This is a genomic window from Oleiphilus sp. HI0061, from assembly GCF_001635675.1.
Genome location: NZ_LWFE01000002.1, coordinates 1 through 23736, shown reverse-complemented (window position 1 = coordinate 23736; position 23736 = coordinate 1). Strand labels below are relative to the sequence as shown.

The 23736-nt window shown below is 44.4% G+C and carries 18 protein-coding genes and 1 riboswitch; of the genes, 13 read left to right on the top strand and 5 right to left on the bottom strand.

The genetic code is table 11. The annotated features are described in order from the left end of the window. The 7 genes from A3735_RS00165 to A3735_RS00135 all read left to right on the top strand — a co-directional run. A partial coding sequence (locus tag A3735_RS00165; RefSeq protein WP_231882296.1) for a hypothetical protein occupies positions 1–535 on the top strand: 535 nt, incomplete at its 5' end. A 358-nt stretch (positions 536–893) separates the two neighbouring features. Further along, entirely contained in the window at positions 894–2492 is a 1599-nt protein-coding gene (locus A3735_RS00160) for an isocitrate lyase (RefSeq protein WP_068508026.1), read from the top strand. A gap of 226 nt (positions 2493–2718) precedes the next feature. Next, the gene (locus A3735_RS00155; protein WP_068508028.1) at positions 2719–3285 is read left to right on the top strand and encodes a hypothetical protein; all 567 of its coding nucleotides are present in this window, start codon (positions 2719–2721) and stop codon (positions 3283–3285) included. Between the two features lie 114 nt (positions 3286–3399). Further along, on the top strand, positions 3400–4665 hold the full coding sequence (locus tag A3735_RS00150; protein WP_068637317.1) for an HD domain-containing phosphohydrolase: 1266 nt from the start codon (positions 3400–3402) through the stop codon (positions 4663–4665). Next, positions 4662–6128, top strand: a complete 1467-nt coding sequence (locus A3735_RS00145) for an ATP-binding protein (RefSeq protein ID WP_068637314.1) — start codon at positions 4662–4664, stop codon at positions 6126–6128. Before A3735_RS00150 ends, A3735_RS00145 begins: the two co-directional genes overlap by 4 nt. A gap of 56 nt (positions 6129–6184) precedes the next feature. Continuing rightward, positions 6185–6358, top strand: a riboswitch (TPP riboswitch). Positions 6359–6425: 67 nt separating this feature from the next. Beyond that, positions 6426–8291 carry a phosphomethylpyrimidine synthase ThiC gene (gene thiC / locus A3735_RS00140; protein WP_068553106.1) on the top strand — a complete coding sequence of 622 codons (1866 nt, stop codon included), beginning with the start codon at positions 6426–6428 and terminating at the stop codon, positions 8289–8291. 38 nt (positions 8292–8329) lie between these two features. Beyond that, entirely contained in the window at positions 8330–9268 is a 939-nt protein-coding gene (locus tag A3735_RS00135) for a LysR family transcriptional regulator (RefSeq protein ID WP_068508035.1), read from the top strand. A 32-nt stretch (positions 9269–9300) separates the two neighbouring features. Here A3735_RS00135 and purN read toward each other — a convergent pair whose 3' ends face one another. Continuing rightward, positions 9301–9969, bottom strand: a complete 669-nt coding sequence (gene purN / locus A3735_RS00130) for a phosphoribosylglycinamide formyltransferase (protein ID WP_068508037.1) — start codon at positions 9967–9969, stop codon at positions 9301–9303. Positions 9970–9971: 2 nt separating this feature from the next. Next, entirely contained in the window at positions 9972–11039 is a 1068-nt protein-coding gene (gene purM, locus A3735_RS00125) for a phosphoribosylformylglycinamidine cyclo-ligase (RefSeq protein ID WP_068508039.1), read from the bottom strand. Between the two features lie 255 nt (positions 11040–11294). On the opposite strand from purM, the gene A3735_RS00120 reads away from it, so the two are divergent. Genes A3735_RS00120 through A3735_RS00105 form a run of 4 tightly spaced genes read left to right on the top strand, consistent with a single transcriptional unit; the run spans position 11295 to position 14678 of the window. After that, a complete protein-coding gene (locus tag A3735_RS00120) occupies positions 11295–12536 on the top strand; it encodes a DUF2066 domain-containing protein (RefSeq protein ID WP_156508876.1) in 1242 nt (413 codons plus the stop codon). Between the two features lie 28 nt (positions 12537–12564). Next, entirely contained in the window at positions 12565–13146 is a 582-nt protein-coding gene (locus A3735_RS00115) for a CDP-alcohol phosphatidyltransferase family protein (RefSeq protein ID WP_068509622.1), read from the top strand. Continuing rightward, complete coding sequence (locus tag A3735_RS00110) at positions 13143–13886, top strand: DnaA ATPase domain-containing protein (protein ID WP_068509619.1); 744 nt, start codon at positions 13143–13145, stop codon at positions 13884–13886. Before A3735_RS00115 ends, A3735_RS00110 begins: the two co-directional genes overlap by 4 nt. Before the next feature lie 24 nt (positions 13887–13910). Then, complete coding sequence (locus A3735_RS00105; protein WP_068509617.1) at positions 13911–14678, top strand: ParA family protein; 768 nt, start codon at positions 13911–13913, stop codon at positions 14676–14678. Positions 14679–14698: 20 nt separating this feature from the next. Here the strand turns inward: A3735_RS00105 and A3735_RS00100 are convergent, their stop codons facing one another. Next, positions 14699–17464 (bottom strand): EAL domain-containing protein, encoded by a 2766-nt coding sequence (locus tag A3735_RS00100; protein WP_068637313.1) that lies wholly within the window; start codon positions 17462–17464, stop codon positions 14699–14701. Between the two features lie 205 nt (positions 17465–17669). After that, entirely contained in the window at positions 17670–18506 is an 837-nt protein-coding gene (gene nadC, locus A3735_RS00095; RefSeq protein WP_068509607.1) for a carboxylating nicotinate-nucleotide diphosphorylase, read from the bottom strand. A gap of 315 nt (positions 18507–18821) precedes the next feature. Between nadC and A3735_RS00090 the strand changes: the two genes are divergently transcribed. Next, positions 18822–21284 (top strand): DUF1631 domain-containing protein, encoded by a 2463-nt coding sequence (locus tag A3735_RS00090; RefSeq protein ID WP_068637311.1) that lies wholly within the window; start codon positions 18822–18824, stop codon positions 21282–21284. 2 nt (positions 21285–21286) lie between these two features. Continuing rightward, on the top strand, positions 21287–21841 hold the full coding sequence (ampD, locus tag A3735_RS00085; RefSeq protein ID WP_068508078.1) for a 1,6-anhydro-N-acetylmuramyl-L-alanine amidase AmpD: 555 nt from the start codon (positions 21287–21289) through the stop codon (positions 21839–21841). On the opposite strand, the gene mnmC is transcribed toward ampD, so the two are convergent. Continuing rightward, a partial coding sequence (mnmC, locus tag A3735_RS00080) for a bifunctional tRNA (5-methylaminomethyl-2-thiouridine)(34)-methyltransferase MnmD/FAD-dependent 5-carboxymethylaminomethyl-2-thiouridine(34) oxidoreductase MnmC (RefSeq protein ID WP_068637308.1) occupies positions 21838–23736 on the bottom strand: 1899 nt, incomplete at its 5' end. The two genes, ampD and mnmC, sit on opposite strands and share 4 nt — an antisense overlap.

Below are 23736 nucleotides of genomic sequence, written 5' to 3'. Positions count from 1 at the left end.
TTATAGCGACTTTATGAATAAGTTTATTCGATCAGATCGCGCCCGGTTTTCTCAGATCTCTGCTCAGCTCATGCGGGTTGAAAAACATGATCTGGCCCAATACTTGGCAGACGTTAGGCAAACTTGTGCTTTGGATGAATTGGATCGTGAGGATTACGAGTTATTCAAATCCATTATGTATGAGCCGTTTTTGATATTCCCTGAAGGCTCTCGTTCATATGTTGCCAAGGACGGAAGTGTCACAATGAAGTATGTCAGCCCTCGGTTCGTGCAAGCCTATTTTAGGCCTGATGATGTGGTTTTACCTATTAGTCTCGTGGGTGGCTCTGATATAGGCAATAGTTGGCGCCTTAAACCGGCAAACATTGGTCTGTGTGTGGGTGAGCCGATTAAAGTTAGCGAAGAAATGATTGCAAACTTTGATACAGAGGGTGTTGGGATAATGCGTAAAGTTGCGGCGTTACCTAATATAAAAACGGTTAACTTTGACGAAGATATTCAGGCTGGTAAGAAGCTTGAAAGTCATGCTGCTTGATTGAGTTGTACTCAGATCTGAGAGTTTTGTCATATAAATAGCTGTATTTGTCTATTGCATTTTGTCAAAAAGCGTAGCTTTTTGTTTCGCTCATACTTTGCTCATAATTTAAGTAAAATCTAGAGCATCTCTATAACCTGTTGATAGATTGGAGTTAAAAACTATTTATCAATGCGGTATGCTTGGGTTTATAAGTTTCATGTATACCGGATATATAAACTATATATTTCATTTATTCCTGTCATTTAATTAGAATTCTGCTCGAAATTCAAATCACGCTTCTTTCTAAGTTATTTGCAGTTGAGTTGTCGCATATAAAGGAAGGGGGTTTCATTCCTAAACATAAGGGATACGTAAAATGTCACAATACCAAGACGAGATCAAAGCAGTAGCATCTGTTGTAGAAGCAAAAGGTGATAGCTGGGCTGCAATCAACCCTGAGTCAATTGCACGCATGCGCGCTCAAAACAAATTCAAGACTGGTCTTGATATCGCGCAATACACTGCTGATATCATGAACGCTGACATGGCTGAATTTGATAAAGATAAAACTAAGTACACGCAGTCTCTAGGTTGCTGGCACGGTTTTGTCGGCCAACAGAAGATGATCTCTATCAAGAAGCACTTCGGTGGCAAGACTGACCGTCGTTACTTGTACCTTTCTGGTTGGATGGTTGCTGCACTACGTTCAGACTTCGGTCCACTTCCTGACCAATCAATGCACGAAAAAACTGCTGTTGCATCGTTGGTTGAAGAGCTATACACATTCCTACGTCAAGCTGATGCGCGTGAACTAGGCGGTCTTTTCCGTGCTCTAGACGCTGCTAACGAAGCTGGCGATTCAGCAAAAGCTGCTGAAATCCAAGATCAAATTGACAACCACGTAACTCACGTTGTGCCAATTATTGCTGATATCGATGCTGGTTTTGGTAACGCTGAAGCGACTTACCTAATGGCTAAGCAGATGATCGAAGCGGGTGCTTGTGCACTACAGATCGAAAACCAAGTTGCTGATGAAAAGCAATGTGGTCACCAGGATGGTAAAGTAACTGTTCCTCACGCTGACTTCCACGCTAAGATCCGTGCATTGCGTCACGCTTTCCTTGAGCTAGGTATTGACAACGGTATCATCGTTGCACGTACTGACTCTGAAGGTGCTGGTCTTACTAAAGAAATCGCAGTAGTTAACGAGCCGGGCGATTCTGGTGATATCTACAACTCTTACCTAGATGTTGAAGAAGTTACTCCAGAAGAAACAGCTCCTGGTGATGTGCTAATCAGCCGTGACGGCAAGCTTGTTCGTCCTAAACGTCTTCCTTCTGGCCTATACCAGTTCCGTTCAGGTACTGGTCATGAGCGTTGTGTATTCGATTGTATCGGTGCGCTTAATGCTGGTGCTGACTTGCTTTGGATCGAAACTGCAGTACCAACTGTACACGAGATCAAAGGCATGATGGACGACGTACGTAAAGTACACCCAGATGCGAAGCTTGTTTATAACAACTCTCCATCTTTCAACTGGACCTTGAACTTCCGTCAGCAAACTTATGATACATGGGTAGAAGAAGGTAAAGACGTATCTGCATACGATCGTAACAACCTGATGTCTGCTGAATACGATGAGTCTGAGTTGTCTGCAGTTGCTGACGAACGTACTCGTACATTCCAAGCGGATACTGCTCGTGAAGCGAACGTATTCCACCACTTGATTACTCTACCAACTTATCACACGACTGCATTGTCTGTTGATAACTTGGCTCAGAACTACTTTGGTGATATGGGTATGTTGGGTTACGTTGCTGGCGTTCAGCGTAAAGAGATCCGTCAAGGCATCGCATGTGTTAAGCACCAAAACATGTCAGGTTCTGACATCGGTGACGACCACAAAGAATACTTTGCTGGTGAGCGTGCTCTTAAGGCAGGCGGTGCTAAGAACACTTCTAACCAGTTCTCTTAATCTGAGACTGGCTAGTTAAGCTTTTTTGATAATGTATTATTGAAAGATGCTTAATGTGTTTAGAAAAAGGCGACTCTAGAGTCGCCTTTTTTGTGGAGATTAAAAGAGGGCAGAGTCAGTGAGTCTAACCCCTTTTAATCTTTAGACTATAGTTTATAGGGTGCGCAATGCGCATCACTACGTATTTTGGTGCGCACCGCGCACCCTATAAAAAGGGCAACTTATCATGATTGACACTCCTTCCTATCTGCAAGATGCTAAAGACCTTCTCGGCAAAGATGGCTTCGCGAGCGGCGATGTGTGGTACCACGGTACTTCGTCTGCGCTGGTTACCTCTATTAATGGTGCGGGGCTTAAGCGTTCGGGTGATAAGGTTATGAATCAGGCTGCTAAGAAGACTATGGCAACGATTGGTAATAACTACACCGAGACACATGATCCGGTATTCCTAACACAGAGTAAGGAGCTTGCGTTTTATTGGGCTCAGCAGGCGGTTAGAAGTCGTAGTGTGCGAGTCGAGGGTGATGAGTCGCCAGTTGTTTACGAAGTTAAGCTGCCAGGTGATCTGCTTTCTAAAGTTAGGCCGGATGTTGGCGCTGCAAGTCTTTTGATGGTAAAGGAGGGAGAGCATTATATGGCGTTTTTGGCTGCACTTTATCAAGATAATGAGGCGGGCGCGTTAGATATAAACCTAATGAAAGCTGATCGTAATGAATATCTAAATAAGCTGGGTATGGCTTATATTGATCAAGATATATCACCTGGGTACGTAAAGCTTTTGTCTGAAGGGTAATACCTATAAAAACTTAAATTAATCGTGAAAACATAGTACAAATTCTCTCAGGAAGGCCTATAATTTAGTGTAAATAAAGCTGACACTATTCACTGAGTTTAGGCATTCCTTCGCATGGCAGTAAAAAAGATCCCTATATCCTTACTTAAGGTTGGTATGTATATTACCCAGCTCGATATATCGTGGATTGACAGCCCCTTCATGTATCACCACTTGAAGATAAAAAATGCCGCTCAAATTGATAAGCTGCTCAAGGCGGGTGTCAAGCAGCTCTCGATTGATACCTCAAAGGGTGTTGATGTAGAAACGCCAGCTGATGTTATTCGTGATAAGTCCTCACAAGAGACTGATAAATCACAAGAAGATCAGGCTGCGAAAGATAAGCCAGTTTCAGAAGCAAGTGCTAAGGAAAAATTGCCTGAGCGTACGTCTATTGGTCAGGAGCTTGGTGTTGCTAAAGAGTTAAAGGGCAAAGTTGAGAAGCTGGCAGATGAGATCAATGAAGCTCTCAAAAACGATAAAGTGGTTGATGCTCGGCAGGTTTCGCCTTTAATTGACGCTACGCTGTCTAGTCTACAGCGGAATAACCAAGCACTCGCTATCCTTATCAATATTCAGCGTAAAGATGCTTCGCTCGCAAATCATACTTTCGCTTCATTTAGTTTAGTCTTAAGTATATCTATCAAGCTCAGCTTAGGTGACGATGCACAACAGGCGCTCGCTTTAGCCGCATTTTTTCACGATACGGGTTGGCTAAAACTGCCTATGCATTTGCTTGGTAAGGCATCACCTTATACGGCGAGTGAAAAGAAGTTAATTTATCAGCATGTCTCGATAGGCTTACGGTCGTTAAAACAAAACTGTGAGCTCAGTTCAATCGTAATGCGCATTATTACCGAGCATCATGAGCACCTGGATGGAAGCGGTTACCCTTCTGGACTTAAGTCTGATCAGATACATCCTTTAAGTAAGGTTTTCGCAGTGGTTGTCAGGTATGATGAGTTAGTCCACGGCTTGCTTGATAGGCCTGCGGTAACACCTCATGGCGCTCTTGCTAATCTATATAAAGAGGCCAAAAATGAAAAACTTGATGAGCCTTCCGTGTCAGCGCTGATTAGTCTATTGAGTGTTTATCCGGTGGGTAGTGCTGTCCAGCTAAGCAACAAAGAAAAAGGTATTGTTCTTGAGATCGATGCCGATCAACCAAAATTACCTGTCGTAAAGGTTGTTTACGATATGGCAGGGATGGCGCATATTAAGCCCAAGGTGATTAACCTTGCAAAAATCAAGACAGATAAAGAGCTGTCGATTACTTCTGTCTTGGATCTAACCGTCCCAGGCGCTGACCCTGCACAGTTATTGCGAGTAGACCTTTCGTGAGTCCTTCTTTTGATATCACTTCTATTACCTTGGATGCTTTACCTGAAGGTGTGTTGCTTGTCGATAGTGACGGTTGTATTCAGTTCTTAAACAAGGCAGGCCAGGCCATGTTAGGCTGGGATATTGATGCTATTGCCGAAAAAGCAGCGGAGGGCGGTACTGCTCATGATCTATTTTGCCGTCATAGTATTTATACTCATCACGAAGCTGAGGAGTGCCCCTTGGCAAAACAGGGTGAAGCTCAGCTAGCGCCACAGGAATGCTATTGGACGCATAAGAATTCTGAAAACATTGCCGTCAGTTACCGTAGAAGTTATACCGATGATGGCAGCTGCATGATTCTTTTCACTACCTGCGAGCAGCAAGGCTTTCAGCTTGAAGAGCTCAAGAAGCTTTCATTTTTTACTGAAATAAATCCCTCCCCATTGCTGGAGCTTGATGATCAAGGCCTGATTCTTTTTAGTAACCCTGCAATGACTGATCTAATGCTTGAGTTTGGATTTGACGATGAAGGGGCGCCCGCTATTTTACCCAGAGATCTTGCTGCTCTGGTCGGCAAAGCAATAGAGCAGGGTGGTCTAGAGAATATCGAGTCTTCTGCAAATGCTGAAGAAAATAACGATAAGACATCACACTTTTTATGGAGTTTCCATATTAGTGATGGCAGTCAAGGTAGCGCAGTATTGCTTTCAGGGTTAGATGTGACCAGTAATAAAGAAATGGAACTTCAGCGTCAAGAGTTTGAACGAAGCCTGGAGCTCGAAAAAGAACGTACTCGAAAAGAATACTTGGCAATGATGGTGCATGAATTGCGCTCACCCTTGAATGCAGTTGTCGGTTACGCTGGCATTCTTAAATCAAAGTTGTCTAGTCAGTGTAGTGAAACGCAGCTATCTTTGTTCGACCGAATTATCGGGGGCGGTCAGCAGCTCGCTGAACAGATCAGCACGACTTTGGATTCTACGCGGGTAGAAGCTGGAAAGCTGGCTGCCGACATTTCCCGCTTCAATGCAGTGCCTGCGCTTGAAGAAGCGTGTGTACAAGGTGAAACCCTTGCCAAGAAAAAAGGCTTGGATTTTCGCTCTGAGATTTCGGATTCTGACATATACGCCTTGGCAGACAGGCAGCACTTTAAGCAAATTGCGATCAACCTTATCTCCAACGCAATTAAATATACGCAAGCGGGAGCTATTGAAGTATCTCTTCGTCCCAGTTTTGATGAGCAGGTCGGCAAGTGCGTTACTCTTGAAGTAAATGATACAGGCTGTGGTGTTCCTCAAGGACAGCGTGAAAGCATTTTCAAACTATATCAGCGCCAAGATTCCCATGAGAATAGTGAGATTGAAGGTGATGGCTATGGTTTAGCAATATGCTGCGAAATGCTCGCGCTGAATCATGGTCGAATTGTTCTCGATAGCGAGGTGGGGCGAGGTAGCTCCTTCTCGGCTATTTTTCCTCGTTAGGCGATGCTAAAGCGCTTATTTCTTGCCATATCATTCAACACTCCCTAAAATCGATGAAAATCTTGTCGGGGAGCATCTGTCATTTTATCGCTTGATGATTTGCGAATGCTGAGACCACATAAATTCTTGGGATATATCCAATTATTTGTTGTTCTACATTTTGTAGGCAGATAGGGACCCGTTGAACCTGATTGGTTAGAACCAGCGTAGGGAACAAGAATTCATCAAGACTAGACCGATGATTCTAATTGCTTCCTTACTTACCACACTCGTAATACCGGATATGCGGAGCAATAGATGAAAAACGATTCGTTAAAGAAACTGGGTGATACAGCTTACGTAGATGAGTTATCTACCCAGCCTTTTCCAGCCTCAAAAAAAGTATATGTAGAAGGCAGTCGTAAAGATATTCGCGTAGCGATGCGTGAAATTTCACTTACCCCAACTCAGTTGCAGAATGGCGAGCTTGAGGATAACCCTCCAGTTAGAGTTTATGACACCTCCGGCCCCTATACAGACCCCGAGATAGAAGTTGACGTCACAAAAGGGCTAATGCCCTTACGCGATGAGTGGGTTGCTGAACGAAATGATACTGAAGAGTTACCTGGTTTTAGTTCTGAGTACGCAAATGTACGTGATCAAAACCTAGCCTTGGATGGCTTGCGTTTTGAGCATAAGCGTAAACCTCTAAAAGCAAAAGCCGGAAAGAATGTCACGCAACTGTATTACGCTCGTCAGGGTATCATTACGCCGGAAATGGAATATATCGCTATTCGAGAAAATCTGGCTTTAAGCGAGGCGCAGATGGATGAAGCGCTAGCTAACCAGCATCCAGGCGAGTCTTTCGGCGCTTCTATTCCTAAAATGATTACCCCGGAATTTGTCAGAGACGAAGTCGCTCGTGGTCGTGCTGTCATTCCTTGTAATATCAACCATCCGGAAACCGAACCGATGATTATTGGTCGGAACTTCCGCACCAAGGTGAATGCCAATATTGGTAATTCTGCGGTGACATCTTCTATTCAGGAAGAAGTCGAGAAAACAGTTTGGTCGACGCGTTGGGGTGGTGACACCGTAATGGATTTGTCTACAGGCCAGAATATTCATGAGACACGTGAATGGGTCATTCGAAACTCTTCTGTACCGATTGGTACGGTGCCGATTTATCAGGCGCTTGAAAAATGTGGCGGGGTTGCCGAAGATCTTACCTGGGAGTTGTTCCGTGATACTTTAATTGAGCAGGCGGAGCAGGGAGTTGATTACTTCACTATCCATGCAGGTGTGTTATTGCGCTATGTGCCTATGACGGCGAATCGAGTCACCGGGATCGTTAGTCGTGGTGGTTCAATTATGGCTAAATGGTGCCTTGCTCATCACAAGGAAAACTTCCTCTATACGCATTTTGAAGAAATTTGCGAGATTATGAAAGCCTATGATGTGTGCTTTTCACTTGGTGATGGTTTACGCCCAGGTTCAATTGCTGATGCAAATGATGAGGCGCAATTCTCAGAGCTTCGTACTTTAGGCGAGCTTACCAAGATAGCTTGGAAGCACGATGTGCAAACCTTTATTGAAGGCCCGGGTCATGTGCCGATGCATATGATTAAGGCGAATATGGAAGAGCAGCTCAAGCATTGCGATGAAGCGCCTTTCTACACGCTTGGCCCACTTACTACCGATATCGCACCAGGCTATGACCACTTCACCTCAGGCATTGGTGCTGCACTGATTGGCTGGTATGGTTGTTCAATGCTTTGCTATGTCACGCCTAAGGAACACTTGGGTCTACCTAATAAAGAAGATGTAAAACAGGGCCTTATTACCTATAAGATCGCGGCTCATGCTGCCGACCTTGCAAAAGGCCACCCTGGTGCACAGATTCACGATAATGCTATGTCAAAGGCTCGTTTTGAGTTTAGATGGGAAGATCAATTTAACCTTGCGCTAGATCCTTATACTGCTCGTGCTTATCATGATGAAACATTACCTAAGGACTCTGCTAAAGTTGCACATTTCTGTTCAATGTGTGGCCCTAAGTTTTGTTCAATGAAAATATCTCAGGAAGTTCGTGATTACGCAGCAGAAAAGGATGCGAACGAAGGTATGAGTGAGATGTCGGAGAAATTTAAACAGGAAGGTAGTGAAATCTACCATGAAGTTTAAGTTTAATTGAGTGTTATTAGCCAAGGGCGTCTAGGTCTATGAATCTAAGTGATGTTGATCTAAATTTGCTGGTTCACCTAGATGTACTTTTGCGTGAGCAAAACGTCACCAAGGCTGCAAACCATCTTGGTATTACGCAGCCTGCGATGAGTAATGGTTTGAAGCGTTTGCGCTTGCTGTTCGAAGATCCATTGCTTGTTCGTACCAGTGACGGTATGGCGCCTACTGAGTTGGCGCTCAGCCTTAAGCCTGCGGTGAGAGAGATATTATTCAATATCGATCGTGTAGTTCACCCGGATAGGGATTTTGACCTTCAAAGCCATCGGGTGTTTCGCGTGATGGCAAGCGACTACGCTGAATCTACCTTGATTCCCGCTGTTTTAAGTGAAGTTCGCAAGCAGGCGCCTAATATCACGCTCGATGTTTTAACGCCCAGTGATGTATCTTTCGAAGATGTTGAGCAAGGCCGTGTCGATATGGCGATTAATCGCTTTGATACTTTGCCGCAGTCTTTTCACCAAAAAACGCTCTGGTCTGATACCTTCTCATGCCTGATGAGCCCTAGTAACACCTTGGTCAATAGCTTCGATCTGGATGCCTACCTAAAGGCCAGCCATATTTGGGTGAGTAAAACTGGCTTTGGTGTGGGTGTTGGAGTGAACCCGAATGATGTGCAGCGCTTGGGTTGGGTTGATGAAGCGCTGGATCGTATTGGAGCAAAGCGCGAAATTAGTGTATTTACCCGTCATTACCAGGTGGCGATGTTGTTGGCGCAGCAGCATGACTTAGTGGCTACGCTGCCGAGCCGCGCGGCGCGTTTAAAAAGTGAAAGCTCTAAGCTTGTAATGAAAGAGCCGCCCTTCGATATACCAGCATTCGATCTCAAGATGGCCTGGAGTCCTTTACTTCATCATAATGCGGACCATCAGTGGTTTAGGCGTTTGATTACAGATATTGCTCAGAAAGAGAGTGAATAATCGTTGGTGAAGCGCAAGGGTGGCGCAGACTCTTAGTGTAAAGTCTGCTCAATCTCTAGCTTAAGGCCGCTTTCGGGCAACTGCTCGCCATCCAGATAGGCTTGGCCATCTTTCATTTCAAGACGTCCATCGATAAACCACTTAACCGCAATGGGGTAAATGATGTGTTCCTTTTCAAGTACTCGGGTGGCAAGTGTTTCTTCAGTATCCTGATTTAAGACTGGTACAATAGCCTGGATGATGTTCGGGCCGCTATCAAGCTCAGCGGTAACAAAGTGAACACTCACGCCGTGCTCTTTGTCTTTTGCTTCAAGCGCACGCTTATGAGTATGTAGGCCGGGATATTTAGGCAGAAGAGAGGGGTGAATGTTAAGCATTCTTCCTTCAAAACGGCGGACAAAATCATCGGTTAAGATACGCATAAAGCCCGCTAATACCACGAGATCCGGTTGATGCTTCTCAATCGTCTTAATCAGCTCTGCATCAAAAATCTCTCGTTGAGCGAATTTTTGATGTTCGATGACATGAGTATCAATCTCAGCTTTCTTAGCTCGCTCTAGGCCCTTAGCATGGGGCTTATTGGAAATAACAGCGCTGATCTTTCCAGGGATTTCTTCACGTTGATAGGCGTCGATTAAGGCTTGAAGGTTGCTGCCGCTACCCGATATCAAAACAACGACAACAGGATCTCGTCCTTCCATTACTAAGCGCCTAGTCCATTTAGTTGGACTTGCTCTTCGTCGGAAGATGTGTCGGCAATTTCACCAATTACCCAAGCACTTTCGCCTTCAGCTTCTAAAAGCTTGATGGCTGATTCTTCTGAACCGGCTGGAACGGCGATGATCATGCCAACACCGCAGTTGAAGGTGCGATACATTTCAACAGGATTTACGTTACCTGCTGATTGAAGCCATTTGAATACTTCAGGCAATTCCCAGCTCTGGGTCTCGATGACTGCTTTAGTTCCTTCAGGTATTACGCGAGGAATATTCTCAAGTAAGCCACCGCCCGTGATATGTGAAAGGGCATGCACCTCACCTTCTTTGATCAATTTAAGAAGAGATTTAACGTAAATCTTTGTTGGCTCAAGCAAGGCCGATTTTAGGTCGGTATCGCCAATTTCCTGGTTTAGGTCAGCGTTTGATACTTCTATAATCTTGCGAATTAAAGAGTAGCCATTCGAGTGTGGACCTGAAGAAGCGAGGCCAATTAACTTGTCGCCAGCCTTAACTTTGGTGCCATCTATAATCTCAGACTTCTCAGCAATGCCAACGCAAAAACCAGCCAAGTCATAATCTTCGCCTTCGTACATGCCGGGCATTTCAGCAGTTTCACCGCCGACTAGTGAGCAACCAGATAGGTCGCAACCAGCGCCAATGCCTGTTACTACATCGGCAGCAACGTCAACATTCAGTTTACCTGTAGCGTAATAGTCAAGGAAGAATAATGGCTCTGCGCCACCAACAATAAGATCGTTAACGCACATGGCAACGAGATCAATACCTATCGTATCGTGCTTATTGAAGTCCATGGCTAATCTTAGTTTTGTGCCAACACCGTCGGTACCGGAAATCAAAACCGGTTCTTTATAGCCCTTCGGCAACTCAAACATTGCGCCAAAACCGCCTAGACCGGCCATTACTTCCGGTCTTCGAGTTTTTTTGGCGACACCTTTAATTCTTTCTACTAGCTCATTTCCCGCATCGATATCGACGCCAGCGTCTTTGTAGCTAAGTGAAGGGTTTGTATTTGAGTCAGAATTATTAGTCATATGAGCTAAAACCTTGGCTTTTTAAAATTGGCGCGATTCTACCAGTTGTTTGGAGTCTCGCCAAATGCTAGCAGTAAAAAATAACATATTCGTAGTGATTTAAAAAAATATTAGAAAGTAGGTGTGCAAAGCACGGCTGATGGTTGTTTTATGAGTGTTTCGAGAATATTATGATAAACCTTTCAAATACTGAGCATAAGTGGCACTTACTTGGTCAATATTATTCGTTTTTTCGTACTTGTTTCGCTAGCCTTTTTGAGTTCACACTCAATCGCTGTCCAGCTAGGTAATTTATATAACGCTTCTGTCGCAGTACCTTCGCAAGACCCTTCCGATCGTATGCTAGGCTTTGAGCAGGCGCTGCATCAGGTGTTGATCCGTGTTACTGGTGATGAGGAATTGTTGCAGGATTCTTCTGTGAATTCTAAGTTTCGCTCACCTGAAAACTACGTGCTCTCATTTGCCTACAGAGAAAACCCCGCGTATAGCGTTTATCTTGAGGTGCTTGCTGAGCGCGAAAGGCTCGCTATGGAGTTTACAGATGAAGGTGCAGACGTTGAACAGGAGCCTGGTTCTATGCCTAGTTCCGCTCAGACCGGCCAAGAAGAGTTAACTGAGTCGTTAATAGCCGAGCCCGCCGTACCTGACCAATATATGCTGGATGTTGCATTCGCAGAATCGCCCATAGAAGCGGGTTTGCAATCACTGTCTCTTCCTATTTGGGGGCGGTCTCGTCCTTCAATTCTGGTTTGGGTGGTGATGTCTGATGAACAAGGGCAGCGAAGCGTTATCGGCGCTTCCGAACTGGATGAGGTGCTACCTGAATTGACTGGCATTGCTGAGACTCGAGGTTTGCCGCTTTTTATTCCTGTGGCCGATCTGACAGACCTTTCGCTTTTAGATGTTGACGGATTATGGGGCCTGTTTTCTGACTCCCATATTGATGCTAGTAAGCGCTATGGCACCGACGCTGTTGCAATTGTACGCTTGCAAAGTTCCATTACTCCTGAGGCTCAAGAACTTGATGAAGCAAAAGAGCCTGTTTCTCAGCGTCAATGGCGTGCAGACTGGCAGCTATTCCTAGGTGAGCAAACTTTCTTTGGTGAAAGCGCTCAGGCAAGCAGTGAATCGGTTTCAAAAGAGTTTGTTGCTCGCTTGGCAAGCGTTATATCTACTCAGTATGCTATATCTGGCGTAGCAAGTTCAGAAATCTATACCATTTCAGTGCTTGGTATCGATTCTTTCGAAGATTATGTGGATGTACAGCGTTACCTGCAAGATCTTGCGCCTGTTGCATCCGTAAATATGTTGCTAGCCGAGGAAGATCAGCTTACCTTTGAGTTGCGCTTGCGTGATACAAGAGAAATGCTTTCTCAGCACCTATCTCTTGGGCGAAAGCTAATAAAACGGGAAGCGGAGCTAGACGGTATATTGGAGTTAAATAAGGGTATGCTTGTCGATGCGCTCGATAAATTTGTTTGGCGCTCCGGGTCTTAGTCATTGCTATGGTTATTTTGGAGATAGAATGATCGCAGCTAATCAGATTCCTAATATTCTAACTGTTATTCGAATCCTGCTGGTGATTCCTTTTGCGATGAGCGTATATTCCGCGCAATATTTGCAGGCTTTGATTCTATTCTTTGTAGCAGGTCTTTCAGATGGAGTTGATGGTTTCTTGGCTCGCCAATTTAATTGGAAGTCGCGATTTGGTGCCATAGCTGACCCTTTGGCAGATAAACTACTGCTCGTTACGGCTTACGTAATGCTTGCTTGGACAGAGCAAATCCCAATGTGGCTTCTATATCTCGTTATTGGTCGCGATGTAATGATTCTAGCTGGTGCGCTGGGCTATCACTTCTTTATTAGTCATTATGATATTAAGCCCTCATGGCTGGGTAAGACCTGTACAATGCTACAGATTGTTTATGTCTTACTCGTGATTATGAGCTTGGCAGATCTGCCGATGCCGCAGTGGGCAGTTTCAGAAGGCCTATTTGTAGTGGGTGCCATTACTCTGATTAGCGGTATTCATTATTACTTGGTTTGGGGCGTAAAGGCATACAAGCAGCGCCGAGAAAATGAATTGAATGATAAGACTGGCTTATGAATGCTTTTGAATTATCCAGCCAACTATTATTGCCTGTTAGGGAAAAAAGTGACCTAAGCTTCGAAACGTTTTACAGCGAAAAAAACGATCGTGCCAAGTTTATGCTGTCGAGTGCGATAGATGAGTATCAGGAAACTGCAGTCTTACTGGTTGGGCCAGAAGAGTCTGGTAAAACCCATTTGCTTAATGCTGCAATTGGCTACGCTGAGTCAAAAGAGCTGGACAATGTTTGTTACTTTTCGCTTGCGGAATTAAACGAGTTTGAATTATCAGAGAGTGACGTTCAGGGTTTGTTTTCAAGCTTTGAGCAATATTCAATTTTGGCTCTCGATCACTTGGATTTGTGGCTGTGTCACCAGAGCTTAAGTCGAGAGTTTAAAGAACGCTGTCTTTTTAATTTATTTAACCATTATAAAGCTCAAGGTGATATGTTAATTTTCGCCTTGTCACAGCCGGTAGACGCCTTGAATATCTGCTTGGCTGATTTGTTGTCACGCCTAAAATCCGGTTTATTGATAAGCCTGAAAGCTTATAGTGATGCTGAAAAAGAACTAATCATGCAGCAGGTTGCGATACATAAGGGCTTTAGCTTGGAAGAGGGCGTTTCTACTTTTATTATTAAGCGTAGCGGGCGCAACTTAACAGAGTTGCTAGCGTTACTTGATCAACTAGACAAAGCGTCGCTCACTGAGCAGCGTAAATTGACAATTCCGTTCGTCAAGAAAGTTTTAAATTGGTAGCTCATCAGCTGCAGGGAGAAAAAAATGATTCGCGTAGTATTCAACCAGAAAGGCGGTGTAGGGAAGTCGAGTATTACTTGCAATCTTGCAGCTATTTTCGCTGCTAAGGGACGCAGAACCTTGGTTGTTGATTTGGACCCGCAAGGTAACTCTACTCACTATTTAATGGGAAAGCCTGCTGCTGAATTGAATGACTCGATTGCCGATTTTTTTGAGCAAACGCTTTCATTTAATTTGTTTAATAAAGATCCTGCCGACTTTGCGCATAAAACCCCCTTCGACAATCTCTATGTTTTGCCCTCTAGTCCTGAGATGGATTTTCTTGAAAGAAAGCTGGAGGCTAAGCATAAGATCTATAAACTCAAAAATGCCTTAAGAGCATTAGAGAGCCAGTTTGATGAAATTATCATCGATACAGCGCCTGCTTTAAATTTCTATACGCGTTCAGGCTTAATTGCTTGCGATAAGGTTTTGATTCCTTTCGACTGCGATGACTTCTCTCGTCAAGCTTTGTATACGATTATGGGCGAGTTGCAAGACATACAAGAAGATCACAATGACCGCTTGGAAATAGAGGGTATTGTAGTGAATCAATTTCAGCCGCGTGCGAGTCTGCCGTCGCGCTTGGTGAAGGAGCTCGAAGAAGAAGGGTTGCCAGTATTACCTGTAAAAATTAATGCTTCAATCAAGATGAAAGAGTCGCACCAAGAAAGTCAGCCGCTTATCTACTTTGCTCCAAAGCATGCTTTAACGACTCAGTTTGAAGAACTTCACGAGCATTTATCTTCGTAGCAAGAAAACCTGCTTTTAGCTTAGGCCGGTTTAGATTCGTGCACCAGAGGTAGTACGATCTGGTCGCCCCGGCCTAAGGTTTCGCCTTGATTCAAGCTATGTAATATTGCATATAATTCCTTGAACGGCACTGGTGGGGAGTAGAGATAACCTTGCCCATATCGACAGCCATTAATCTTTAAGAAAGCTTCCTGCTCCTTCGTTTCGATCCCTGTAGCAAATGTTTTTAAATCCATCTGACTCGCAATAGCTAGCAGTGTTTCAGTGATGGCCATATCGCTTTCATCCCTTGGTATGCCAGTCACGAAAGTTCGGTCGACCTTAATGATGTCGGCGGGAATTTGCTTTAACTGTCGTAGTGAGCTTAGACCGGTTCCAAAGCTGTCGATTGTCAGTGACACGCCCAACTCTTTAAGTTGAGTAAGTGTCACAAAGGATGTCTCGATATTGCTTGTGATCGTGCTTTCCGACATTTCCAGAATCAGGTTCTTTGGATCAAATTTAGTGCTCTCTACTGCTTTTTGGATAAGTTCAACTATTCGCGGATGGTTAAATTGGCGGTTAGAGAGGTTGAGCGCTATTTGTATCGGCGTGTCTGACCATTCCTGAATTGCTCGTCCTTGCAGGCAGGCGTTAGAAATTACCCATTGACCAATGTCGTGCAATAAGCCCGTTTGCTCAGCGACATCAATAAAGTACTCTGGCGTGACTAAACCTTTGTCAGGATGATGCCAGCGTAGCAAGGCTTCAAGCGCGAGAATTTCACCCGTTTCAATGTCGATGATAGGTTGGTAGTAAAGCTTGAATTGGCTGGCGCTGATAGCGTTTCTTAGCTCATGCTCAATAATTAGTTGGCGCTGCATTTCACTGTTCATTTCTGGACTATAGAACTGAATATTGTTTCGTCCGGCTTTTTTCGCTCGATACATGGCCATATCTGCATTTTTTAGAAGGTCGGGATATTGCGTGCCATCGTTAGGGCAGACGGTAATGCCGATGCTGGAAGTAACGATAAGCTCATTCCCGCCAATATTTACGGGCTTGGTAATGTTATCGAGAATATTTCTGGCAACTGTTTTAGCGCCTTCTCTTCCCGATACATTTGCTAGCAGAATAGCAAATTCGTCTCCGCCAAGGCGGGCAATCGTGTCTTCCTTTCGAACGCTTTGTTTGAGTCTGCTGGCTAAGGTGACAAGAAATTGATCGCCGATATCGTGTCCGAGCGTGTCATTGATTCGTTTGAAGTGATCGATATCTAGGCCGATTAGCGCAATCTCGGATTTGTGTCGAATTGCTGATTGAATCGCTTGGGCGCAGCGGTCTTCGAATAGGCGTCTGTTAGCCGTATCGGTAAGTGCATCGTAGTGAGCGAGGTAGTGAAGTTGATTTTGAGTTTTTCTGATGTCGGAAATGTTTTGGCCAATCAAAAGAAGCTGCGTCTGCTGGGATTCACCGTCATGATTGCTAAGGTGGTTCATGTTCCAGAGCATGGTGTGCGAAAGCGAGTCGCCACTGATNATCTCGCATTCCATATTTTCTTTACTAAGGCCGCTTTCGAGTACCTTGGTAAATTTCCATGCTGTCTCGTCCTGAATATTTTCTGGAACAAACATATCGATGAAATTATTGCCTAGCACTTGTTCTTTAGTATAAGAAAACTGAACTTCGGCTGCTGCATTCCATTGTTTAATTTTGAACTTCTTATCAAGTACGATGATCGGGATGCCGGCAGTTTCGAATAGTGCTCTGAAACGAGACGAGGTGTTTTGTAGACTCTTTTCTGCCTGCTTTCTGATGTAAACCTCATCGCGAAGTTCTTGGTTGGCGCTAAGTAAATCTTGTGTGCGTTGTTGAACAATATCTTCGAGCCTCGCTTCGATTTTTATTTGATCTGAACGGAGGGTGTTGAAGTAAAGGGTAGTTAGAATAACGATCAAGCTAGCAAGAGGTAGAGAATATTCTGGTATTGATAATTGCTGTGTCAGTGTCCCGGCGTTAAGGAGGTGCAGGGTGATAATCCCAGATACGAAAATAGCAATAGTGCAAGCGAGCTGGTTAAATCTGGTTGAAGCCCACATTAAGATTGGAATGATTAGAAGTATAAAGTGAGGCTTTTCCTTGGTGGTAAAATAAATGCTGAGGATCGAGATTGAAAGCCAAACAAACCACTCTAAAGGATGTGTGTTTTGCTTGATACGTTGTGCATGGTTTTGTGCCGCGAACACGATGCTTGGAATGGTGGTCAGACTAATAACATTGGAAATCCATAAGTAGGCTATTACCCTTAGGTCTAGTGTGCTGTCGCCGTCATTGGTGAGCAAGCTGACACCGAGCAATGTGCTGATTAAGGCGCTAATTATTACGCTGTGGGAAATATAAAGGATCAGGTTTTTACTGTTTGATAAAGGATTACCCTTGGTAATAGAGAGCTGGAATGACTTCCGGAGCACATAACTTTGCATGCAAAGGCTTAACGAAAACAGTACTGCAGTACTAAGTTCTATATCACCGTCAAACCATGCGTTAGATGCTTGTGATAAAGCGACTGGGGCTAGGAATATTGCGGGTAGACTGACTAGGCCGAAGCAATAAGTAAGAGAGAGTGATAAACCGTAGGCTATGCTGACGTAGGGCATGGCATTCTGAAGTGTCGATCCGTCATTGATAAATAATTGGTCAAAACCTAAAGCAATAAACAACAGGGTGAGACTTATGAAAAATGCGGGTATGCCGTGAATGCGAGCGCTAGAGATTTCTGGCTTAAAACTTAGATTATTTGCATTCATTGAAAGTAAAGCCAGCTTAGCTCGAAGGTGAAATTATATAATGGGCCGCATGGTAAATATGGTGGATTGTCTTCTTGTTTTATGACGAATTTAGCTGTCTGAAGACATCACCATAATGATGAATCTATTCTATCTGTAATAGCCAAATGATTGTCTAACTGAAGTGTTTCGGTATGTAAATTTATGTAAGCTGGCGTTTTTCTGTTTAGATATCAATCCGCATTGAAAGGTCGATAGATTTGCAGTCTTTTGTCAGTGCGCCGATTGAAATAAAGTCTACTCCCGTTTCAGCAATTGGGACCAGCGTTTCATTGGTTATGCCGCCAGAAGCTTCAAGCTTGGCTTGGCCTTTATTTAGTTTTACGGCCTCGTTTAAAGTGCTGATAGGGAAATTGTCGAGCATGACGATATCAGCCTGAGCTTGTAAGGCTAGTTGCAACTCTTGTATAGATTCAACTTCAACTTCGATGGGCTTTCCGGGAGCTAGTTGCTGAGCTTTGTTAACTGCCTGTCCAATGCCGCCGCAGGCCATAATGTGATTTTCCTTGATTAGGAAGGCGTCATAAAGGCCAATGCGATGGTTGTGGCAGTCTCCGCAGGTAACGGCATGCTTTTGTGCTAGGCGCAGTCCAGGTAGGGTCTTACGAGTATCCAGAAGCTTTACTTGAGTGTGTGCAACCAGGTTTGCGTAGTGTTTAGCTGTCGTTGCAGTGCCAGAAAGTGTTTGCAGAAAATTAAGTGCGGCACGTTCTCCGGTTAGAATGGATCGGGCAGAGCCACTAACAGTAAAGAGAGTTTCGTTTTGTGAAGCGTTGTCTCTGTCATTGACGAACCACTTAATTTCAAGGGTTGGATCAATTGCATGAAAGACGGCGTCAACCCACTTTGTACCGCAAATAATCGCACTTTCACGGGTAATTACTTTCGCGCAAGCCTGTTTGTCGGCATCAATTAGCTGAGCAGTTATATCACCGGAGCCGACATCTTCCGAAATTGCAGCGTTAACGTTATTTTCGATGGCTTTTGAAAGTAATTCGTTCATATTTTGGCTCAAGCTGTTCAGGCTGGGTCTGGTGAATACAAAGGATGCTTAAAATTAAAAAAAGTCGAAAGTATTGCTTACTTTTATTTAGCGGCGCCATTATATAGATTATTTCGGATAATGCTAAGTGGCTTAGCTTGTTCTCGTTCACTATATTGTTAGACGAGTAGTTGTTGTGCTGGGTTTAATAATTCACATTTTTTGTGAACTGGTTCAAGCGGAAACAAAATGTGACAGCAGTCATAATATTGACTCGCTATAATGCAAATAAATGTTAAATAATTGACTCTTAGCAAGTGGGCAGTTGGGGTAATTATGGCAGAGCCAAAGATAGTAGGGATTCACGGCGGCAAAACTATTTCAGGAGTATCCGCTAAACCACTACCGAAGTTAGTCATTGTCGTTAGAGATAATTTTAGACTTAAAGTGCAGGATTTATTACGTCATTTGTTTGATGGTGCGGATGATGCGCTGTTTGAAATGGCCGACAAAGCGGGCACTAATGGTGACCAAGCGTTGTATTTCGATGCGATGAGAGAGCTTCGTTTACAGAAGCGCCATATCGCAAATGCCGTTGTAAAGCAGTTGTTGACTAATTTCAATTCGCTTACCAGTGGTCCACAGGTGAACGGCCCGTCTGGTGACTCGATAGATTCATTGGATCTTATTGATAAGGATGAACTTGAGGTTAATGTCGCAGTCGATGCGATGGTGTCGAGGCTTAATCAAGGTATTGGCACGGTGCTCGAGGAGCTTAGTGCTCGGGTTTCCTTTATACTTGATGAGAGTGAAGTATTTTCTAAAGACTTTCCCGCGTCCCCGCATAAGCTATGTGATGCCTTTGCAAAAGCATGTGACTGTCTCGATTTTGGCATCCGAGCAAAGCTTATCGTGCTTAAACTATTTGAACGCTATGTACTGTCGAAAATGGCGGCAGTATATAAAGATTGCAATCAGCAGTTAAGGCAGTCAGGTGTACTTCCCGCATTAACGATCGGTATTGGCAAAACAGCGCGTACAAATAGCAGCAAGGCTGTTGAAATGCTCAATAATGTGTCAAAGACGGATACGATTAAATCAAATGGTCAGCTCGAGAATGCTACGCCTGATATCAATGGCTTTGATTCTTCAAGTGTTCCAACGCTCGGTGAAAATCAGTACCTTTCTCAGGGTATAGCTTTCGGTGAGTTGCGCTCTCTTCTTCATTCAGGTCAGCCCGCAAGTTCAATCGATGCAGGTGTTGGTGGTATGTCTAATATCATTCCGCAAACAAATATTATTCAGCAATTATCGGCGCAGCAAAATCGGTTCTCGGGACAGATTTCAGGTGATCAATTAGGTGGATATCAGCGTGTTGATTTTCGTAGTTTGTTATCAAGCTCGAGCGAATCTTCTGAGGGAGGGGCAATTTCCTCAGTGGACTCCGATGTCATTTCCCTAGTTTCAATGTTGTTCGATTTTATTCTTGATGATCGTCAGCTTCAGCCCGTTATGAAAGCGTTAATTGCAAGGCTTCAAATTCCTATACTTAAAGTAGCGATGCTAGATAGAAGCTTTTTTGATCGTGGCGGGCATCCTGCTAGAAAACTTCTGAACGAAATAGCTGCTGCTGCACTTGGTTGGACCGAAACAAGCGGTAGTAAGTCAGATAGACTGAAGGGAAAAATCGAAGCTGTCGTTGATAAAGTGCTAAACGATTTCGATGACAATCTAGATATTTTCCAAAGCTTATTAGATGATTTCATTAAATTTATAGTGATTGAAGATAAGCGTGGTCAACTTGTTGAGCAGCGCACAAAAGATGCTGAGAAGGGAAAAGCAGCCAATGACCTAGCCAAGAAGGCGGTTGATAATGCTTTAAATGCAATTTTGGCTGATCAGCAAGCAAGAGCGCGTAATGTACCAGAATGTGCAGAAGCTTTTCTTTCAAAAGCGTGGAGTAGGGTGCTTAATTACACATACCTAAACGGTGGTGTCGACTCAGAGAGTTGGAAGGCTGAAATTGCCTTGGTTAAAGATTTGATTTGGACGGTGAGCCCAGACAAGGAGGAGCTTGATGTTCGAGGCAAGTTATTGAAAACGATTCCTCGTGTTATGAGGAAGTGTCGGGAGGGGCTCAATCGGATCATGTATGATCAGTTTGAGGCGAAAACCCTATTGGCCGATATCGAAGCTCAGCATGTTAATGTCTTGAATAACTTGCAAACATACGAAGAGTTTGCCAAGTCTGCAATGGACGATAACGCCATTGCTGAGTTGGTTCAGGATACGCTTGAAATTGAACAAGACTTTAACGATTTTAAGCAATCTAGCGTTGAAGCCGAAAAGCCGGTCAAGCCTGCGCCTAAAGCTGCCTCTAGAGAAACAAACTCCGACAGTAAACCTGTCTCACCCAGTGAGCAAGGCACCGGTGATAACGCAGAAACGGAATCAAGTGTCGAGCCTACGCGTGCCGAAACGGTTCTAGAAGAAGATTTGAGTGCTAGTGCGAGCGATTCCATTCTTGATGCATTTAGTAAGCAGGTGGAAAGAGCTAGCATTGGCACCTGGTTTGAGGTTTCAAAGGAAGGACGTCCTGAACGTTGTAAACTTGCTGCACACATTAAGGCTATTGATAAGTTTGTTTTCGTTAATCGATCCGGCATCAAAGTAATGGAGCAGGATAAAAGTGGTTTTGCATCCCTGCTAAGAAATGGAGAGCTTCAAGTTCTAAATGATGGTTTATTGTTTGATCGTGCCTTAGAATCGGTGATCGGGAGTTTACGCGGAGCTAACTAGGTATGAAAATTTGTAATGGTTGGTTGGCTGGTGCTCGGAAGTGCCCGTCACCCAATTATAATGAGCGCCCTCAAGCTGCGCCGATCAACTTACTAGTCGTTCATAATATATCATTGCCACCGAAGTCCTTCGGCAATAATTACATCGAGCTTTTTTTCCAAAACTGTTTGCCAGTTGGTGAGCATCCGTATTTCGAGACAATTCGCGATCTTCAGGTCTCGTCACACTTCCTCGTTAAACGCAACGGAGAAATAGTCCAGTTTGTTTCCTGTAATGACCGTGCCTGGCATGCCGGACAGTCAAGCTTTTGTGGTCAGGAAAACTGTAATGATTTCTCGATAGGCGTTGAGCTGGAAGGCGCTGATGACATACCGTATCAAGCGATTCAGTATTCGCAGCTTGCCGCTCTAACTAATGCAATTCAGGAAAGCTACCCTGAAATTACGAAAGAGCGTATAACGGGTCATGAACATATCGCTCCACAGCGGAAAACAGACCCAGGCCCTGCTTTCGATTGGACGCTGTATCGAAACTCTATAGAGAACCCCCTTGTTTAAATGCGCCGCTGTTTAAGGTGCTTAATGATAAAGCGGGCGGGCGAAAACATTGCTTTGTGTGTGTCATTTACCGGTGGGATGCCGCCGCATATTTCGTGAGCAATAAGTTCTGCGGCGACGGGGCTTGTTAATGCGCCTTTGGAGCCGTGTCCAACGTTGACGTAAAGACCTTGATAGTAGTGTCCATAAAGATGTTTGCAGCTGTTGGCGCCAACTCGAAGTTTGGCAAAGGTCTCTTTCATTTGTTCAAAATTTGGAGCGAGCCCAACGATTGGAAGGTAGTCAGGAGTGGTGCAACGAAGGCCGGCGTTACTTTTTACATCATAGTCATTCAGGCTTTTATCTTCAGTGTTCTTATCCGAAATCCATGATGGGTTCCAGTGCTGAATTGCTTCGAAGTTCTTTTCATTGTCTTCTGCATTAGTGCTTTCATTATTTGAGTCCAAATCAAAGGTCGCGCCAAAGTGGTGCCAACCAGAAACAGATGGGCATAGGTAGCCTTCTCCTGTTAACACACACTGCGTAGATTTGATTTCCTCGCTATTCTGCTTAGATCTTATCGATGTAACTTGCCCGCGCAAGGGCTTGGTTGGCAGGTGTGCTAATTGGGGAAAACTCTTGGTGTCATTAGAGTTTGCAATGACAAGATGCCTTGTGTGAAAAAGGCCTGAATTTGTTTCTATGGTCCAGCTTGAGTCTGTATTTTGGCTGATCTGCTTCGCTTCGCAGTTGTAAAATGGAGTGATGGTAGCCTGTGACTTAGCTGGCTTATCGCTAAGTAGTATTTTTGCGTAGACTTTAGGGTCAAGCCAGCCCGCATTCTCAAACCACAAGCCGCCACAGGAGTGTTTCAAGCCAGACTTTTCTGAGGATTCATCAGCGCATATTGGCCGTATAAAATTGGTTGGCAGTTTGGTGTTATTAGCAAAGCGGGTTTGCTTGGCCGCTTCCTTATCACTCCATGCTAGCTGCAGTAAACCGCAAGGGTGCCAGAATTCATTATCAAAGTTTGCCTGTAGCCGCGGGTAATAGCGTAAGCTGTAGGCAAGGCAATGCTCTACGAAGTTAAACGTTTTGTTTCTCTCACTGGGAAACTTTGCGTACATTACCAGTTGGCTCTGGCCGCTGGCACCAGAAACAGGTGCTGGGCGAGTATCTATTATCGCAACATCCAGCCCGCGTTGATACAGCGCTGAAGCAGTGCTGATACCCGCTAAACCGGCCCCAATAATAACGGTATCGAAAGACTTGGACACGTCTTTATCTAAGGCGGCAGCCGTAGAGTTCTTAACGGAATTCTTTATCAGTGTTTGTGGGTAGGCCCAATTTGTTTTGCTTAAAGGTAAGTGACCGGTAGAACTGAGGTCTTGTTTTGTAATAGAGCCAAGAAGCATCTCTCGTTTTTTGCCAAAGCCTTTCTGGCGCTTAACACTGAAACCTGCCGATTCTAGCCCTCGTCTTACAGCTGACGCAGCGGCGAAGGTGGAAAAAGTGGCTCCGTCAGATGATAGTCTGGCAACTTCTTTAAAAAGAGCAGGTGACCACATTTCCGGGTTCTTATTAGGGGAAAAACCGTCCAGGTACCAGCAATCTGCCATAAAACGGTATTCATCCAGGGACTCATAAATATCCCCAAAAACCAGTGTGAGGATGACTCGGCCACACTCGAACTTCAGTGTGTGGTGTCCTTTTATAGTGAAAGGATAGTCGTCGCATAGTTGGGAAGATAAATCTGCAAGCTCAGGCCATTTACTCAAAGAGTTTCTAAGATCTGATAGAGATAGTGGGTGTTTTTCGAATGAGATGTAGTGAAAGTCACGACGGCCTTTTTCTTCACAGGCCAGCCATTGTCGCCAGCTTAAGAGAAAGTTTAGCCCGGTACCAAATCCTGCTTC

Bases quoted from the DNA above. Each gene is read 5' to 3' on its own strand.
- A3735_RS00160 (WP_068508026.1), top strand. From the start codon at position 894: ATGTCACAATACCAAGACGAGATCAAAGCAGTAGCATCTGTTGTAGAA.
- A3735_RS00155 (WP_068508028.1), top strand. From the start codon at position 2,719: ATGATTGACACTCCTTCCTATCTGCAAGATGCTAAAGACCTTCTCGGC.
- A3735_RS00150 (WP_068637317.1), top strand. From the start codon at position 3,400: ATGGCAGTAAAAAAGATCCCTATATCCTTACTTAAGGTTGGTATGTAT.
- thiC (WP_068553106.1), top strand. From the start codon at position 6,426: ATGAAAAACGATTCGTTAAAGAAACTGGGTGATACAGCTTACGTAGAT.
- A3735_RS00135 (WP_068508035.1), top strand. From the start codon at position 8,330: ATGAATCTAAGTGATGTTGATCTAAATTTGCTGGTTCACCTAGATGTA.
- purN (WP_068508037.1), bottom strand. From the start codon at position 9,969: ATGGAAGGACGAGATCCTGTTGTCGTTGTTTTGATATCGGGTAGCGGC.
- purM (WP_068508039.1), bottom strand. From the start codon at position 11,039: ATGACTAATAATTCTGACTCAAATACAAACCCTTCACTTAGCTACAAA.
- A3735_RS00115 (WP_068509622.1), top strand. From the start codon at position 12,565: ATGATCGCAGCTAATCAGATTCCTAATATTCTAACTGTTATTCGAATC.
- A3735_RS00110 (WP_068509619.1), top strand. From the start codon at position 13,143: ATGAATGCTTTTGAATTATCCAGCCAACTATTATTGCCTGTTAGGGAA.
- A3735_RS00105 (WP_068509617.1), top strand. From the start codon at position 13,911: ATGATTCGCGTAGTATTCAACCAGAAAGGCGGTGTAGGGAAGTCGAGT.
- nadC (WP_068509607.1), bottom strand. From the start codon at position 18,506: ATGAACGAATTACTTTCAAAAGCCATCGAAAATAACGTTAACGCTGCA.
- A3735_RS00090 (WP_068637311.1), top strand. From the start codon at position 18,822: ATGGCAGAGCCAAAGATAGTAGGGATTCACGGCGGCAAAACTATTTCA.
- ampD (WP_068508078.1), top strand. From the start codon at position 21,287: ATGAAAATTTGTAATGGTTGGTTGGCTGGTGCTCGGAAGTGCCCGTCA.